Origin of the sequence: Janthinobacterium sp. TND4EL3, from assembly GCF_900156175.1 — a bacterium.
Classification (GTDB): Bacteria; Pseudomonadota; Gammaproteobacteria; order Burkholderiales; family Burkholderiaceae_D; genus Janthinobacterium.
Map to the genome: position 1 here is coordinate 123,703 of NZ_FTMV01000009.1, position 14,498 is coordinate 138,200.

Annotated in this window: 12 protein-coding genes; 5 read left to right on the top strand and 7 right to left on the bottom strand. The window is 65.3% G+C overall.

Features of this window, described 5'->3' with window-relative positions; genetic code table 11:
* Positions 1 to 48: 48 nt before the first annotated feature.
* Positions 49 to 2,229, bottom strand: coding sequence for a prolyl oligopeptidase family serine peptidase (locus tag BXA07_RS15630; RefSeq protein WP_170909672.1), 2,181 nt, complete (start codon positions 2,227 to 2,229; stop codon positions 49 to 51).
* Positions 2,230 to 2,566: 337 nt separating this feature from the next.
* On the opposite strand from BXA07_RS15630, the gene BXA07_RS15635 reads away from it, so the two are divergent.
* Positions 2,567 to 4,423, top strand: a complete 1,857-nt coding sequence (locus BXA07_RS15635) for a GGDEF domain-containing protein (RefSeq protein ID WP_244556295.1) — start codon at positions 2,567 to 2,569, stop codon at positions 4,421 to 4,423.
* Positions 4,424 to 4,441: 18 nt separating this feature from the next.
* Here BXA07_RS15635 and BXA07_RS15640 read toward each other — a convergent pair whose 3' ends face one another.
* The 5 genes from BXA07_RS15640 to BXA07_RS15660 all read right to left on the bottom strand — a co-directional run bounded on the left by BXA07_RS15640 (position 4,442) and on the right by BXA07_RS15660 (position 9,010).
* Positions 4,442 to 4,882 (bottom strand): DUF6386 family protein, encoded by a 441-nt coding sequence (locus BXA07_RS15640; protein ID WP_139335601.1) that lies wholly within the window; start codon positions 4,880 to 4,882, stop codon positions 4,442 to 4,444.
* A gap of 8 nt (positions 4,883 to 4,890) precedes the next feature.
* The gene (locus BXA07_RS15645) at positions 4,891 to 5,367 is read right to left on the bottom strand and encodes a DUF4262 domain-containing protein (protein WP_076568826.1); all 477 of its coding nucleotides are present in this window, start codon (positions 5,365 to 5,367) and stop codon (positions 4,891 to 4,893) included.
* A gap of 23 nt (positions 5,368 to 5,390) precedes the next feature.
* Positions 5,391 to 6,827: a tetratricopeptide repeat protein gene (locus BXA07_RS31630; protein ID WP_076568934.1), complete on the bottom strand. Its 1,437-nt coding sequence runs from the start codon at positions 6,825 to 6,827 to the stop codon at positions 5,391 to 5,393.
* Positions 6,828 to 7,045: 218 nt separating this feature from the next.
* Positions 7,046 to 7,675: a 3'-5' exonuclease gene (locus BXA07_RS15655; RefSeq protein ID WP_170909673.1), complete on the bottom strand. Its 630-nt coding sequence runs from the start codon at positions 7,673 to 7,675 to the stop codon at positions 7,046 to 7,048.
* An 84-nt stretch (positions 7,676 to 7,759) separates the two neighbouring features.
* Positions 7,760 to 9,010, bottom strand: coding sequence for an Hsp70 family protein (locus tag BXA07_RS15660; RefSeq protein WP_076568827.1), 1,251 nt, complete (start codon positions 9,008 to 9,010; stop codon positions 7,760 to 7,762).
* A 177-nt stretch (positions 9,011 to 9,187) separates the two neighbouring features.
* Here BXA07_RS15660 and BXA07_RS15670 point away from each other — a divergent pair, with 177 nt between their 5' ends.
* Positions 9,188 to 11,272, top strand: coding sequence for an Ig-like domain-containing protein (locus BXA07_RS15670; RefSeq protein ID WP_170909674.1), 2,085 nt, complete (start codon positions 9,188 to 9,190; stop codon positions 11,270 to 11,272).
* 167 nt (positions 11,273 to 11,439) lie between these two features.
* A complete protein-coding gene (locus BXA07_RS15675; protein ID WP_083708307.1) occupies positions 11,440 to 12,543 on the top strand; it encodes a LacI family DNA-binding transcriptional regulator in 1,104 nt (367 codons plus the stop codon).
* 177 nt (positions 12,544 to 12,720) lie between these two features.
* Here the strand turns inward: BXA07_RS15675 and BXA07_RS15680 are convergent, their stop codons facing one another.
* Positions 12,721 to 13,140: a YidB family protein gene (locus BXA07_RS15680; protein ID WP_076568830.1), complete on the bottom strand. Its 420-nt coding sequence runs from the start codon at positions 13,138 to 13,140 to the stop codon at positions 12,721 to 12,723.
* 262 nt (positions 13,141 to 13,402) lie between these two features.
* On the opposite strand from BXA07_RS15680, the gene BXA07_RS15685 reads away from it, so the two are divergent.
* Together BXA07_RS15685 and BXA07_RS15690 are read left to right on the top strand one after the other, a co-directional pair.
* Entirely contained in the window at positions 13,403 to 13,615 is a 213-nt protein-coding gene (locus BXA07_RS15685; protein ID WP_076568831.1) for a hypothetical protein, read from the top strand.
* A 102-nt stretch (positions 13,616 to 13,717) separates the two neighbouring features.
* Positions 13,718 to 14,446, top strand: coding sequence for a hypothetical protein (locus BXA07_RS15690; protein ID WP_076568832.1), 729 nt, complete (start codon positions 13,718 to 13,720; stop codon positions 14,444 to 14,446).
* Positions 14,447 to 14,498: the final 52 nt, after the last annotated feature.

A 14,498-nucleotide genomic window follows, 5' to 3' on the forward strand; every position in this document is an offset into this window, starting at 1 on the left:
CTGGCGGTGTCGGATCACGCGCTGCGCGCTAATCCGACCTACCCGGTTTTACTGCGCCGCCACCTTGGCCGGCTCCGCCACTACCGGCGCCATCTTCAGCGAACGGCTGAGGAAGCCCCAGCGGTCGGCCACTTCTTCGATCTGCTTGGTCGTCGGCTTGCCGGCGCCATGGCCCGCCTTGCTGTCGATGCGGATCAGCACGGGTGCCGGACCGCCTTGCGCTGCCTGGGCGGCGGCGGCGAACTTGAAGCTGTGGGCCGGCACGACGCGGTCGTCGTGGTCGGCCGTCGTGATCATGGTGGCCGGATAGCAGCCGCCCGCCTTCAGGTTGTGCAGCGGCGAGTATTTCACCAGCGCCTTGAACTGCTCGGCATCGTCCGACGAACCATAGTCAGGCACCCAGCCCCAGCCCACGGTGAACTTGTGGAAACGCAACATGTCGAGCACGCCCACCTGCGGGATGGCCGCGGCGAACAGGTCCGGACGCTGCGTCATGGCCGCACCGACCAGCAGGCCGCCATTGCTGCCGCCGCCGATCGCCAGCTTCGATGGCGAGGTGACTTTGTTGTCCACCAGCCATTGCGCCGCGCCAATAAAGTCGTCGAAGACGTTTTGCTTGTTCAGCTTGGTGCCAGCCTGATGCCAGGCTTCGCCGTATTCTCCGCCGCCGCGCAGGTTGGCCATCACATAGACGCCGCCCATTTCCACCCAGGCAAGATTTGCCACGGAGAAGCTCGGCGTCAGCGACACATTGAAGCCGCCATAGCCGTACAGATAGGTCGGGTTGGAGCCGTCGAGCTTCATGCCTTTTTTCGAGACGATGAACATCGGCACCTTGGTGCCGTCGCGGCTGGTGAAGAATTGCTGGCGCGTTTCAAAGGCGTTCGGGTCGAAATCGACCTTCGGCTGGCGGTACACCGTGCTCTTGCCCGATTTCATGTCGTAGCGGTAGATGGTGGCCGGCGTCGTGAAACTGGTGAACGAGTAGAACGTTTCCGTGTCGCCACGCTTGCCCGCGAAACCGCCGGCCGAACCGATGCCCGGCAAGGCCACTTCGCGCACCAGCTTGCCGTTCAGGTCGACGATCTTGATTTGCGTTTGCGCGTCTTTCAGGTAGTCGAGTACCAGCTGGTTGTTGATCAGGTTGACGGCGACGAGGGTTTCGGCCGCTTGCGGCACGATTTCCTTCCAGTCGGCGGGCGCAGGTTTGCGCGTGTCGATGGCGATCACGCGCGATTTCGGCGCCTTGTTGTCCGTCTTGAAGAAGAACACGGGGCCGTCATTGTCGATGAACGAGTACGATGCGTCGAACGCTTCCAGCAAGCCGACCACCTTGGCGTTCTTCTGGCGCAAGTCCTTGTAGAACACGCGGTTCTTGCGTTCCGTGCCCTGCGTGGCCGTGATGATCAGGTAATTGCCGTCGTCGCTGACGGTGCTGCCGCCGAACGCCCATTCCTTCTGGTCGGGACGGTCGAAGACGAGCACGTCGTCGCTTTGCGGCGTGCCGATCTTGTGGAAGTACAATTTCTGGAAGTAATTGATATCGGCCAGCTTGGTCGCTTCGTTCGGCGCATCATAGCGGCTGTAGAAGAAACCCTTGTTGTCCTTGGTCCACGAGGCGCCCGAGAACTTGGCCCACTTGATGTGGTCCGTCAAATCCTTGCCCGATTCGATGTCGCGCACTTTCCACTCGTTCCAGTCGGAACCGGAGGCGGACGTGGCGTAGGCCAGGTATTTGCCGTTCGGGCTGATCGAGGTGCCGGCCAGCGCCACCGTGCCGTCGGTGGACAGGGTGTTCGGGTCCAGCAGCAAACGCGGCTCGTCGGACAGTTTTTTCACCGTGTACAGCACGGCCTGGTTTTGCAAGCCATCGTTGCGGCTGTAGAAGTAACGGCCGCCCTGTTTCGTTGGCGTAGAGAAACGCTCATAGTTCCACAGCTTGGTCAGCCGCTGCTTGATCGCCGCGCGCTCGGGAATCGTGCCCAGGTACGACTGCGTCAGCCTGTTTTGCGCCGCCACCCATTCGCCCGTCTCGGCGCTGTTGGCGTCTTCCAGCCAGCGGTAGGGATCGGCAATCGTCGTGGCGAAATAGCTGTCTTGCTGGTCGACTTTTTTGCTGACCGGATAGGTCACGGGAGCGCCGTCGCCGGCCGGGCAGGATTGCGCCATGGCATTGCCACCGAAGGCGGCCAGCAGGCTGAATATGAGGGTTGCACTACGTAATTGCATGGGTTGTTTGTCTCATTGTTGGATGTCGAGGAAAGCAGGCGGCTCTGCCAGACGCCGCGCCTGCCCATGGTGACTTTCGCCAAGAGAAATCATAGCGCGGATTGCCACTTTTAAAACACAGTTATCCGCCACAATTGCCGTCTTTTATTTGGGTAATTCTTGGATCTAGCCGTGATAAATCGCGTTTTCCGCCATGATCGGCAAACCGGCGACGATTGACGGCCAGGCAAGGAACATTGTCAATAGCAAATACATTTCATCAAGCCGTCATATTTCCTCTTTATTATCGGCAACATGTTCATGGCCCGTCCAGCGGCCATGCCCCCCACGCCCGCCTATGCACACTCTCGCCCTCCCCACCGCCCCCGCCGCGCCGGCCGCCGCGACGCCATCGAATGTGGCTTATCTGAAACCGCCTGCCGCCACGACGGGCATCGAAGGGACGGACGCCCTGCACGAGATCCTGGCCGGACGCAAGCTCAGCGCCCTGTTCCAGCCCATCATCCATATGCACAGCGGCGAAATCATCGGTTACGAGGGCTTGATACGGGGGCCGTCCGACAGCCCACTGCATGCGCCGATGAATCTGTTCAAGGTGGCGCGCGCGCACGACCTGACCCTGGAAGTGGAACACCTGTGCCGCCAGGTGGTGCTCGAACGCTTTGCCGAGCTGAAACTGCCAGGCAAACTGTTTCTCAACGTCAGCCCGGAATGCTTGCTGCTGCGCAATGCACGCCATGGCGAAACCCTGGAATACATCGAACACATCGGCATCAATCCGGACCGCGTCATCATCGAGCTGACGGAGAACCAGCCCACCTACGACTACGAGCTGATGCGCGAAGCGGTGCTGCACTACCGCAACATGGGTTTCCAGATCGCCATCGACGACCTGGGCGAAGGCTTTTCCAGCCTGCGCCTGTGGTCGGAACTGCGGCCCGAATATGTCAAAATCGACATGCATTTCATCCAGGGCATCAATAATGACCCCGTGAAACTGCAATTCGTGCGTTCTATCCAGGAAATCGCGGAAAAATCGGGCACGCTGGTGATTGCCGAAGGCATCGAGGCGCAGACGGAATTGCTGGTGCTGCGCGACCTGGGCGTGGCGTTCGGCCAGGGCTATCACCTGGGCAGGCCGAACATGGTGCCGGCGCGCGCGCTGCCGGCCGAAGTGGTGCAGGCGCTGGGGCGCAATGGCGTGGCCGTGTATCCGCAGCGCAGCAGCCTGGAAAAGAACGGTGCCACCATCCGCAAGCTGCTGCACCGCGTGGCGGCCGTCTCGCCGGACAAGAACAATAACGAGGTGTACGACATCTTCCTGAAGGAACCGAAGCTGATGATCATCCCCGTCGTCGACGACGGCGTGCCGCTGGGCCTGATCAGCCGCTTCGAAATGATCGACCACTTCGCCCGCCCCTACCAGCGCGAACTGTACGGCAAGAAATCGTGCAGCCTGTTCATGGACGCCACGCCCCTGATCGCCGACCACGAAACGAGCTTGCAGGAACTCAGCTACACCATGGTGCAGTCCGACGCCCACCATTTGTTCAACGGCTTCATCATCACCGAGCACGGCCGCTACCTGGGCATGGGCACGGGACACGACCTGATGCGCGAAATCACGCAGATGCAGATCAATGCGGCCCGCTACGCCAACCCGCTCACGCAACTGCCCGGCAACGTCCCCATCAACGAGCATATCGACCGTTTATTGCACAGCGGCAGCCGCTTCTGGGTCTGCTATTGCGACCTCGACCACTTCAAGCCCTTCAACGACGTGTACGGCTACCGCAAGGGCGACGACGTGATCCAGTTGACGGGAGAAATCCTCAGCGGCCATTGCGACCCCAACCGCGACTTCATCGGCCACATCGGCGGCGACGATTTCATGATCCTGTTCCAGAGCGAGGACTGGGAAGCGCGCTGCCAGGCCATGCTGGAGCGCTTTGCCGGCGCCATCCTTGCCTACTACAGCACGGGCGACTGCGAACGGGGCGGCTACATCAGCGAAGACCGGCAGGGCAAGAAAGTGTTTTATTCTCTGATCAGCCTGTCGCTGGGCGTGATCAAGGTCGAGGCGCACCAGTACTACACGCACCACCAGATCGCCACGCAGGCGGCGGAAGCGAAGAAGCAGGCAAAGAAAATCCACGGCAACAGCCTGTTCCTGGACCGGCGCCAGGGCCCGTAGCGGGCGGCGGAACGGGGATCAGAGGCGCACGAGGCCGGCAAACGCATTGCGGCTGCGCGCATCGGGCAGGAATGCCAGGCTGATGCGCGCGCCGTCGCGCCGCGCCAGTACCCGGTAGCCGCCCGGGGGCAAGTCCATGAACCGGCCGCTGCAGGCCGCGTCCGGCTCCAGGCCGCCGCCCGTGACGTCCTCGCCGGCGCCGATGAAGACGCGGCCCGAGACGACGGCGATATGCACGCTCGCCTGCGGATCGGCCACTGTGGCCAGCACCTCCAGCGCATACGCGCCGTCGCCGCCCAGATTGAAAAACGCCGCCTGGCCGGCGTTGACAGCCGCCAGTTCCGCGCAGGGGATGCTCCACCAGTCGCAGTCATCGTCGAGCTTGTGGCGCAGGCCGGCAGGATCGAATACGCACAGGGTGGCCGTATCGGTAAAGAAAGTGAAGGCGTCAGGCGCCATGGCCGGCATCAGTCCTGCCGCGGCGCCGGTCCCAGCAGCGGCTGGCTGGCCACGTATGCGGCGCTGGCCCCCGCATCCCACGGGAAATGGCCGTCGCGCGACGGCCAGACGATCTGGTACACGGTGAAATCGTTGCCCTGGTAATACCAGCGCGCGTAGCCGACCCAGTCGCGGTAGCGCGCCTCGGGCACGCGCACGAAGGCGCAAGGGTGGCCGTCGAGCAAGGCATCCGTGGTCTGCGTAAAATCCGCGATGGCGCCGTTGCGCGCGGCATCGAGCGCCACGTCGATGATCTGGTGGGCCGTCGCCTGCGGCAAGCCCATGATGAGAAATTCGGGCAAGCCGAAGCTGTGATAAGCGCCTATCGTGAACGTGTAGCCGGGCCCTTCTTCATCGCCGCCGATATGTACGCAATGCCAGCCATAGGTCGCGATGTCATCGATGACCTTTTGTTCAGATGCATCTTCGCCTGCCTGCCTCACCATGCTCAACCTTTCACTGTGCCGTGTCACGCTCCATGCCCCGTCAACGGGCATGCTGAACGGCAATTATCGCATGACAGGCTGGCGCGCGGCGGCAGCGGGTGCGCCTGGCGCCATTGCCGCGCCAGTTCCCGCGCCTCGTGCAGGGCATCGGGCGCCAGCCTGCCGGCCGTGGCGTCCCTGGCGCCGCCCGCCGTGCCGTCGCCGCCGTCGGCCGACAGCGCCAGCCACATGTAGGCGCGCACGGCATCCTTGTCCACGCCCCGGCCGCCGTTGTACATGCCGCCCAGGTTGTACTGGGCCAGCGCATGGCCCTGCTCGGCCGCGCGCGCGTACCAGTGCACGGCCAGGCCGTCGTCCTGCGGCACGCCATGGCCGTTCGCGTACATCACGCCCAGGTTGTTCTGCGCGCTGGCGTCGCCCTGCTCGGCAGCCGTGCGGTACCAGCGCACGGCACAGGCCTCGTCGCGCGTCACGCCCTGGCCGTTGGCGTACATCACGCCCAGGTTGAACTGGGCATTCGACGCGCCCTGGGCGGCGGCGCGGGCGTACCATTCGAGGGCCTGGCGCAAGTCGCGGGCGATGCCGCGCCCGCCCGCATACATGCCGCCCAGATTGTATTGCGCCATGCAGTGGCCCTGCAGGGCGGCGCGCCGGTACCAGGCGACAGCGCGTGCCTCGTCCTTGTCCACGCCCTGGCCCCGCGCCAGCATCACGCCCAGGTTGAACTGGGCGTCCGCATCGTCCTGTTCGGCCGCGCGCTGCAGCCAGGCATAGGCGCGCATCTGGTCGGGCGCCACGCCACGCCCTTCCGCATACGCGACGCCCAGCTGCCGCTGCGCCACCGCCAGGCCTTGCGCGGCCGCCTGGCGAAACCAGGCCACTGCCTGCGCATCGCTTTGCGCCACGCCCTGGCCCCGCTTGTAGACGAGGCCCAGGTTCAGCTGCGCCTGGGCGTCACCCTGCAGGGCCGCCTTGCGGAACCAGGCCAGGGCCAGCGCATCGTTCTTTTTCGCGCCCAGCCCCTGCGCATACGCTTCGCCCAGCAGCGACTGCGCGCTGGCCACGCCCTGTTCGGAGGCGCGGTAAAACCACGCCAGGGCCAGCTCGTCGCTTTGCAGCACGCCGCGCCCCTTGCGGTACATCTGCCCCAGGTTCTGCTGCGCCGAGGCATCGCCCTGGGCCGCCGCGCGGCGGAACCACAGCACGGCCTCGTCGTCGCTCTGCGCCACGCCGCGCCCGTGGTAATACAGGGCGCCCAGGTGGTTCTGCGCGAAGGCCAGCCCCTGCAGCGCCGCCAGGCGCAGCCAGACGAAGGCGCGCGCATCGTCATGCGGCACGCCCTCGCCTTTCTTGTACATCAGGCCCAGGTTGAACTGGGCATAGGGATTGCCCTGCTCGGCCGCCGTGCGAAACCAGATATACGCCTCGTGGCTGTCTCTGGCAGTATGGTGCTTGTCCATGTGCGCCCCCATCCACATTGCGCTTGCCGTCAGCACGCGCAAAACGGCGGCCCAGGGCGGCGAAATCGTGTGTTGCTTAAATTTTAAATTCGCTGGGCGCGAAGGACTTGAGCGAACTCAAAGGAAATAACAAAATTATATCATTTTGATGAGCCCGCTTCTGGGCGAAGCGGGCGGTGGCGCGCCAGGACCGGCGCGCGGCGGGCGCTGGCGGGAAATCAGCGGCGCGACGGGTGCTTTTGCAGGAATTGCGGCACTTTCGCCGCCGCCAGCTTGTTCAGCGACACGAGCAGCTCGGCGTCCACGTCGGCGATGCCGTAGCTGCTGCGCAAATGCCGGCCGATATGGATCAATACTTGCGCCGCCACTTCCGCATCGGACTCGGCCCTGTGGGCGGCGCTCTTGAAGGCGATGCCCAGCTGGCCCGACAGCAAGCCCAGCTTGTAGCTGGACAGGCCGGGAAACACGCGGCGCGACAGTTTCAAGGAACACACGAGCGACGCGTGCGCCGGTGTCAGGTTCAGCCTGGCGCTTTCCGCGCGCAGGAATTTTTCATCGAAGCTGGCATTGTGCGCCGACAAGGCATCGCTGCCGATAAAATCGAGCAGCTGCGGCACGACTTCGGCCACGGGCGGCGCCTGGTCCACCATGGCCTGGGTGATGCCCGTCAAGCCCGTGATGAACGAAGGAATGCGCGCATTGCAGTTGATCAGGGTCACGTAGCGGTCCGTGATCTGCCCGCCCTCGATGCGCAGGGCCGCCACTTCCGTGATGCGGTCGCCCATGTCGGGAGACAGACCGGTCGTCTCGAAGTCGATCATGACGATCGGTTTGTCAAACACATGCATGGGGCGCTCTTTCGTGGGTGCAACAGTGGGTGTATCGATACCATGCGCAGGGCAAGACGCGGCAACGCCGCCATGCACATTGTATCAGCCGAACTTGCGCACGGCGTCCAGCGCGAGACCCGCACCGATACTGCCGAACAGATCGCCCTCGACCTTGCGCGCGGCCGGCACCAGGGCGGCGATCTTTTCGCGCAGCAAGCGCACACCGGAAGAGCCGCCCGTGAAGAACACGGTGTCGACGTCTTGCGGCGCCACGCCCGCGTCGCGCAGCAGCCGCAGCACGGTTTCTTCCACGGAACCGCACAGGTGGCCGATGGCGTCGTCGAATTGCGTACGTTTGAGCAACAGGCTTTGCGCGGGCGACAGACGGTCCAGCTCCAGCTGCACTTCGGCCGCGTCGGACAAGGCAATCTTGCCCTCTTCCACCTTCATGGCCAGCCAGTGGCCGGCCCGCTCGTCGATCAGCGTTTGCAGCCGTTTCACTTTGTCCTGTTCACGCGCATCGCGGCACACGTCGGCCAGCTGCACCCAGATCTTCTTGGTATAGGCCAGGTTGATCGTGTGCCAGGTGGCCAGGTTGAAATAATAGCTGGATGGCACTTCGCTGTTATTGTGCAGGCGGCTGCCATAGCCGAGCAGGGGCATGACGGAAGACAGGCTCAGGTATTTATCGAAGTCCGTGCCGCCGATGTGCACGCCGCCCGTGGCGAGGATGTCGTCGCGGCGCTCGGTCTTCTTCGCCCGCTCGGGCGACAGGCGCACGAGCGAAAAGTCGGACGTGCCGCCGCCGATGTCGGCGATCAGCACCAGCTCTTCCTTGGCTATCTGCGACTCGTAGTCGAAGGCGGCGGCGATCGGCTCGAACTGGAAGGCGACGTCCTTGAAGCCGACGGAGCGGGCCACTTCGGCCAGGGTGTCCTGTGCCAGCTGGTCGGCCTGCGCATTGTCGTCGATAAAGAAGACGGGACGGCCGAACACGGCGGACGTGAATTCGCGGCCGGCCGACTGCTCGGCGCGGCGCTTCACTTCGCCGATGAATTGCGCCAGCAACATGCGAAACGGCAAGGCGCGGCCGCCCACTTCCGTCTGGCCATCGATGAGACTCGTGCCCAGCAAGCTTTTCAGCGAGCGCATCAAGCGCCCCTCGTAGCCGGCCAGATAGCCGGCCAGCGCCGCGCGGCCAAAACTGACTTCCTCGTCTTCCGCATTGAAGAAGACGACGGACGGTAATGTCGTCTTGCCATCTTCCAGGCCGAGCATGGTGCTCTGCCCGGGACGCGCCCAGCCTACCGTGGAATTTGACGTGCCGAAATCGACGCCGCAAGCATTGGCCATGTCGACCCTTCCCTGAATAAAGGGGCGTTATGTTATCAGAACGGACGCCATTGCACCAGCAAAATACTTGCGCCGCCGTCCAGACAACAAGCTTGCTCTGCATCAAGTACCCGCCGCGCGCAAAAGCTACTCTTGGGATTGATGTCAAGCAACTCAACATGCTTCCGGAGACCCATCGTGCCCCTCGCCCCCTTGTGCCCACGTCCTCACCTGCCCGCCGCCTGGCTGGCGGCCCTTCTCGTGTCCCTGGCCGGCTGCGGCGGCGGGGGCGCCACCGATACGCAAGCGTCCGCCGGCTGCTCGCTGCACGGCACGGCCGGCTGCGGCGGCACCCTGCCCGACCCCGTCGTGCCGCCCGTCGTGCCGCCCGTGAAGCCGCCCGTGATCCCTCCCGTCACCCCGCCGGTGACGCCGCCCGAGCCGGCCAGCCTGGCCAGCGCCGTCAACCTCGTGTTTTCCAGCACGGAACTGGCGTCGGCCGGCTTGCCCGGCGGCGAAGTGGCCGTCACGGCCCTCGTCAAGGACGGCGCCAACCTGGCCTTGCCAAATGCCAGGATTGCCTTTGCCGCCGATTCCGGCATCCTCGGCAGCGTCGACGCCGTGACGGACAAGAACGGCCAGGCGCGCGCCCTGCTGGGCACGGGCGGCGCCAACGGCAACCGCCCCATCACGGTGACGGCCACGGTGGGCGCGCGCAGCGGCAGCGGCACGGTGCGCGTCACGGGCAGCAGCGTGGAACTGCAGGGACCGGCGGCGCTGATGCTGGGCCAGGGCGCCGACCTCACCGTCACCGTGCGCGATTCGGCGCGCAAACCCGTGGCCGGCGCGGCCATCACCTACGGCACGGGCGCCGGCAACAGCCTGCGCGTGCGCGACGGCGGCGCCGCCCTCAGCAATGCGCAAGGCCAGCTGGTGCTGCGCCTGACGGCAGGCAGCCTGGGCAAGGACGCCGTATCCGTCGGCGCGCTGGGCGCCAGCGCCGCGCAAGCGTATGCCGTGGCCGGCAGCGACCTGCGCCTGACGCCGGCCGTGGGCCAGGACGCCGGCGGTGCGGACGTGCTGCCGGAGATCGCCACGCTGGCTTGCCAGGCCATCGACGTGCGCTACGACAGGGCGGGCGTGGCGCAGTCCGGCAGCGCCAGCCTGTCCACCACGCGCGGCAGCCTGTTCGGCGACAGCGCCTGCAGCCAGGCCCTGCCCGCCAGCTTGATCTTTAACAATGGCAACTTGCCACGCAGCTACATCCAGTCCGCCAACACGGGCGTGGCCACCGTCACGGCGGCCGTGGCGGGCGGCCCCTCGGCGCAGACGCGGCTGGAATTCGTCGCGCCCCTGAGCGGCGCCAGCAAGCTGGCCGTGCAGGCGGAACCGGCCGTGCTGCGCGCCAATGGCGCGGGTGCCGGCGACAACGCCAGCACCAGCATGAGCACCATCGGCGCCGTGGTGCGCGATGGCCCGGCAAACAACCTCGTCAAGAATGCGCCCGTCGTATTTACCATCTTGAGCGACCCCAGCGGCGGCTACCTGCGGCAGGCGGGGGCCGTGCGCACGGGCAGCGACGGCCTGGCGCGCGCCAGCTACGTGGCGGGACCGGCCGACAGCGGCCGGGACGGCGTACTGATCCAGGCGCGCATCGAGGGCGCCACGCAGGCGGCCGCCGCGGCCCTCGTGCGCCTGACGGTGGCGCGCCAGGCCCTGTCGATCCGGCTGGGCACGGGCAATCAGGTGCGCGAATACTCGGCCAGCGTGCTGCAGCAGGAGTTTTCCGTGTTCGTCTCCGACAGCGCCGGCAACGCCGTGCCCGGCGTCGCCATCACGGCCGCCGCCTGGCCCAGCCGCTATGCCAAGGGATATTATGAGTGGCAGCCGGACAAGCCGGAATTCCCCGACACGGGCGTGTGGCGCCTGGCCCTGCCCCACTACAGCTGCGCCAACGAAGACGTGCTGCGCAACGGCATCTACGACCCGGCCTATGACAGCAACGGCAATGGCGTGCTCGACCCGGGCATCCCGCTGACCGTCAGCGCCAGCGGCGTGAGCGACGCCCTGGGCATGGCCACTGTCACCGTCAGCTATCCGCGCAACTACGGTTCCTGGGTGCAAGTGGCGCTGACGGTACGGGGCACGGTGAGCGGCACGGAAGCGAGCACCAGGGCGGACTTGCCGCTGGCCACCCTGGCCAAGGACTTCAGCGCGCGCCGCGTGCCGCCGCCGGGGCGCGACAGCCCCTACGGCAGCGGCCCGTGCGACAGTCCAGACTGAGTGGACGGCACGCCACTTGCCAATAAATCATATTTTTTGCAACATGAGCAAGAAAACAGTCTTGCCATACGGCAATCTTTTGCGCTATGCTCATTCCGCCCGCCCAGGCCGCCACAAGCGGCCGGGCCTGCAGGAATACTTTGAGACAGGTTGCTTGCCAGACCAATATGCGAAAAAAGAATACTGTAGCCCGCACGCCCGGCACCACCCCTGCCGCCGGCATCCCCCCCGGCGCCGGAAGGCGCGTCACCTCGTATGACGTGGCCCTGCTGGCCGGCGTATCGCAATCGGCCGTGTCGCGCTGCTTCAAGCCCGGCGCCAGCATTTCCCCTGCCACCCACGCCAAGGTCATGCGGGCGGCCATCGCCCTCGACTACATCCCCAACGCGGCCGCGCGCAGCCTGATCACGCGCCGCTCGAACCTGGTGGCCGTCATCATTTCCAACCTGGCCAATCTGTACTATCCGCAAGTGCTGTCCGACCTGAGCCAGCAGATCGCCCGCCAGGGCAAGCGCCTGCTGCTGTTCACCCTGGAACGCGAAGCCGATATCGGCCGGGTCCTCAGCGACGTGTGGCAGTACCAGGTGGACGGCGCCATCGTGGCCGCCGGCCTGTCCGACGAACAGATGGCCGAATTCGGCCGGCGCGAGGTGCCGCTGGTGCTGTTCAACCGCAGCCCCCGCGAGCACGCCGTGCACGCCGTGCTGTGCGACCAGGCGGAAGCGGCGCGCCTGCTCGTGTCGCGCCTGGCCGACGCCGGCCACCGCCAGTTCGCCGTCATCGACGGCCCCGGCGACTCGGCCGTCGCGCAGGAACGCAAGGCGGGCGTGCTGGACCGCCTGTTCATGCTGGGCTTGCCCGCGCCCATCGTTGTCAGCGGCAACTACGATTACGCCAGCGGCGGACGCGGCTTGCGCAAGGTCATCGACCGCCTGGGCCGCGTGCCGGACGCCGTCATCTGCGGCAACGACATCATGGCCATCGGCTGCCTGGACACGGCGCGCCACCAGATGGGCATCCAGGTGCCGCTGCAGATGTCCGTGGCCGGCTTCGACGCGCTGGAAGCGTCGGGCTGGCTCAGCTACGACATCACCACCCTGCGCCAGCCCGTGCAAAAGATGGCTACCGATGCCGTCGCCATGCTGGGGGAATTGATGGAGCGGCGCGGCGGCAGCGCCGAGCGGCGCCGCTATTGCTCGTATCTGGTCGAGGGCAGTACGGCGCGCCTGACCAGCGAACCTCAGCGTTTCGGCATGATGGCCGCCGCTTAGAACGCCTGAGAAAACGCCCAAGACGTGGTTGCCGGGCTTGCTCTTGTCCTTCGCCGTACGCGCGTGCTGTCTTCGGGGCGGCGCCTGGCCCAGGGCGTTTTTCAGACGTTCTATTATCTGGAGCATAAAAAAACCTCGCATCGCTGCGAGGTTTTTTGCGTTACGCGGCAATGCATATCAACCGAAGATCTTGCCCTTGAGCATATTCAAGCCCTGGCTGACGAGGTCATTGCCTTCCGGTACTTGACCGTTCGGCGTCAGCTTGTCGATCAACTGGGGCAGCAAGGCGGCCAGGCCGCCCGAGGCCGCGTCCGGGGCGACGCCCGTTTTTTCCGCGATCTGGCTGATCGTGTCGGCGCCCAGCGCATCCTTGATCTGCTCGCCGGAGACGGGCGCATTGGCGCCGGTGCCGATCCAGCTGGCCACCTGGTCGCCGAGTCCGCTTTCCTGGAATTTCTGCAGCAGGCCGGGCAAGCCGCCATGCTGGTTGACCAGTTCCATCACGCTGGCCATCAGCCCCGACTGGGCTTCCCCATCCGCACCCTTGTTGCCCAAAGCGCTCATCGCCTGTCCCGCAAGTTGGTCTAGCAAACTCATCGTATTCTCCTGAACGCTGTCGATTAGTGCCGCGCGCAGCGGCGTCCGGTTTTTGTCGGCGGCACTTCGCCGCCATACACAACAATTATACTATGAATAATTACAATGTCACTTTTACAATTTAACAAGGGGTCAAGAACAGGCTCGGCAGTAGCGCCACCCACCTCCATCATATTTAGTTCGGCACAACATGCAAGCGTAAATTGACGATATACAAAACCGTGTAGAATTAATTTTCCTACTTACTGAGGAGTATCAACACATGAACATCAATAAAGCGGTAGACAAGGCCTACGAAAAAAAGACGTTCAAGGAAATCGCCGATGCCCCTGTCGATGCGCTGCAAGGCGTGAGCGAGAAGGATGCGGAGCTGCTCAAGCAGGCATTCAATATCAAGACCGTGCGCGACCTGGCGAACCTGAAATACGCCAAATGGGCGCGCGCCATCGTCACCCTGGCCGATACGGAAGAATAAGACCGCCATGCCGCAGGCAAGCCCGTCAGTACAGCCCGCCCTCGCCGGCGGGCTTTTTTATGCCATGGCGCCTGGCCAGCCGGTCGCCGCGCGGAGGCGCGCTTGCCCACCCCGCTGACCCTGCCCGGCATTTGCTGGCCCCTGCAAGCGAGCACGGGCGACCTTGGCGCGGCCACGCCGCACATCACGGGCCACTTTCGCGCAGGCGCCGGCATGGATGCCGTCAGCGTTTGCGACATATTACCTGCTGGAAAGTTCCGCAATGGCGCGGCGCGCCACTGGTGCCGCACGCACCAGTGCTACTGGGGCGCCAGGGCCGACCTGGCCGGCTGGCAAGCCACGGGCCACATGCGTTGCCGCCAGCACGCCAGCCCCATGGGCTATCTGCTGTATCCGGAATTGTTCGATCCCATGCAGTTCCACGCCACCACCTTGCGCCTGGGCCCGGAAGGCTCGCTGCAGCTGCGCGCCCGCGCCGATGACGGCGGCGCCCTGTACGCGCGCGACGCGGCCGCCGTGGCCATCGATTGCCGCGCACTGCCCGGCCTGTTTCACCCCGACATCGTGCAACTGAACATCCCGCCGCCCGCCGCGCAGGCCTACGCCGCCGCCCTGCGGGCCGGCGCGCCGCTGGGCTGCAGCGACTGCGCCTGCTGCGGCCACCCGCACCTGGACCTGGGCAGCTTCGCGCTGGCGCCGCACCGCCGCCACAGTTGCGGCCACTGCGGCCACGACGCCAGCTACAGCCCCGTGGCCATCGTCTCGTCCCCCCTGTGGCGGCTGCGCGCGTTCGCCCTGCGTCAACCGCGCCGCATCGCGCAATGGTTCTGAACGTGCGCCCGCCCACAGTCGGCCGTGGCGCTTGTGCGTAGACTGGGCGGAT

Coding starts and splice junctions, on each gene's coding strand:
- BXA07_RS15640 (WP_139335601.1), bottom strand. CDS start 4,882: ATGGCGCCTGACGCCTTCACTTTCTTTACCGATACGGCCACCCTGTGC.
- BXA07_RS15675 (WP_083708307.1), top strand. CDS start 11,440: ATGCGAAAAAAGAATACTGTAGCCCGCACGCCCGGCACCACCCCTGCC.
- BXA07_RS15655 (WP_170909673.1), bottom strand. CDS start 7,675: ATGCATGTGTTTGACAAACCGATCGTCATGATCGACTTCGAGACGACC.
- BXA07_RS15680 (WP_076568830.1), bottom strand. CDS start 13,140: ATGAGTTTGCTAGACCAACTTGCGGGACAGGCGATGAGCGCTTTGGGC.
- BXA07_RS15660 (WP_076568827.1), bottom strand. CDS start 9,010: ATGGCCAATGCTTGCGGCGTCGATTTCGGCACGTCAAATTCCACGGTA.
- BXA07_RS15635 (WP_244556295.1), top strand. CDS start 2,567: ATGCACACTCTCGCCCTCCCCACCGCCCCCGCCGCGCCGGCCGCCGCG.
- BXA07_RS15645 (WP_076568826.1), bottom strand. CDS start 5,367: ATGGTGAGGCAGGCAGGCGAAGATGCATCTGAACAAAAGGTCATCGAT.
- BXA07_RS15630 (WP_170909672.1), bottom strand. CDS start 2,229: ATGCAATTACGTAGTGCAACCCTCATATTCAGCCTGCTGGCCGCCTTC.
- BXA07_RS15685 (WP_076568831.1), top strand. CDS start 13,403: ATGAACATCAATAAAGCGGTAGACAAGGCCTACGAAAAAAAGACGTTC.
- BXA07_RS31630 (WP_076568934.1), bottom strand. CDS start 6,827: ATGGACAAGCACCATACTGCCAGAGACAGCCACGAGGCGTATATCTGG.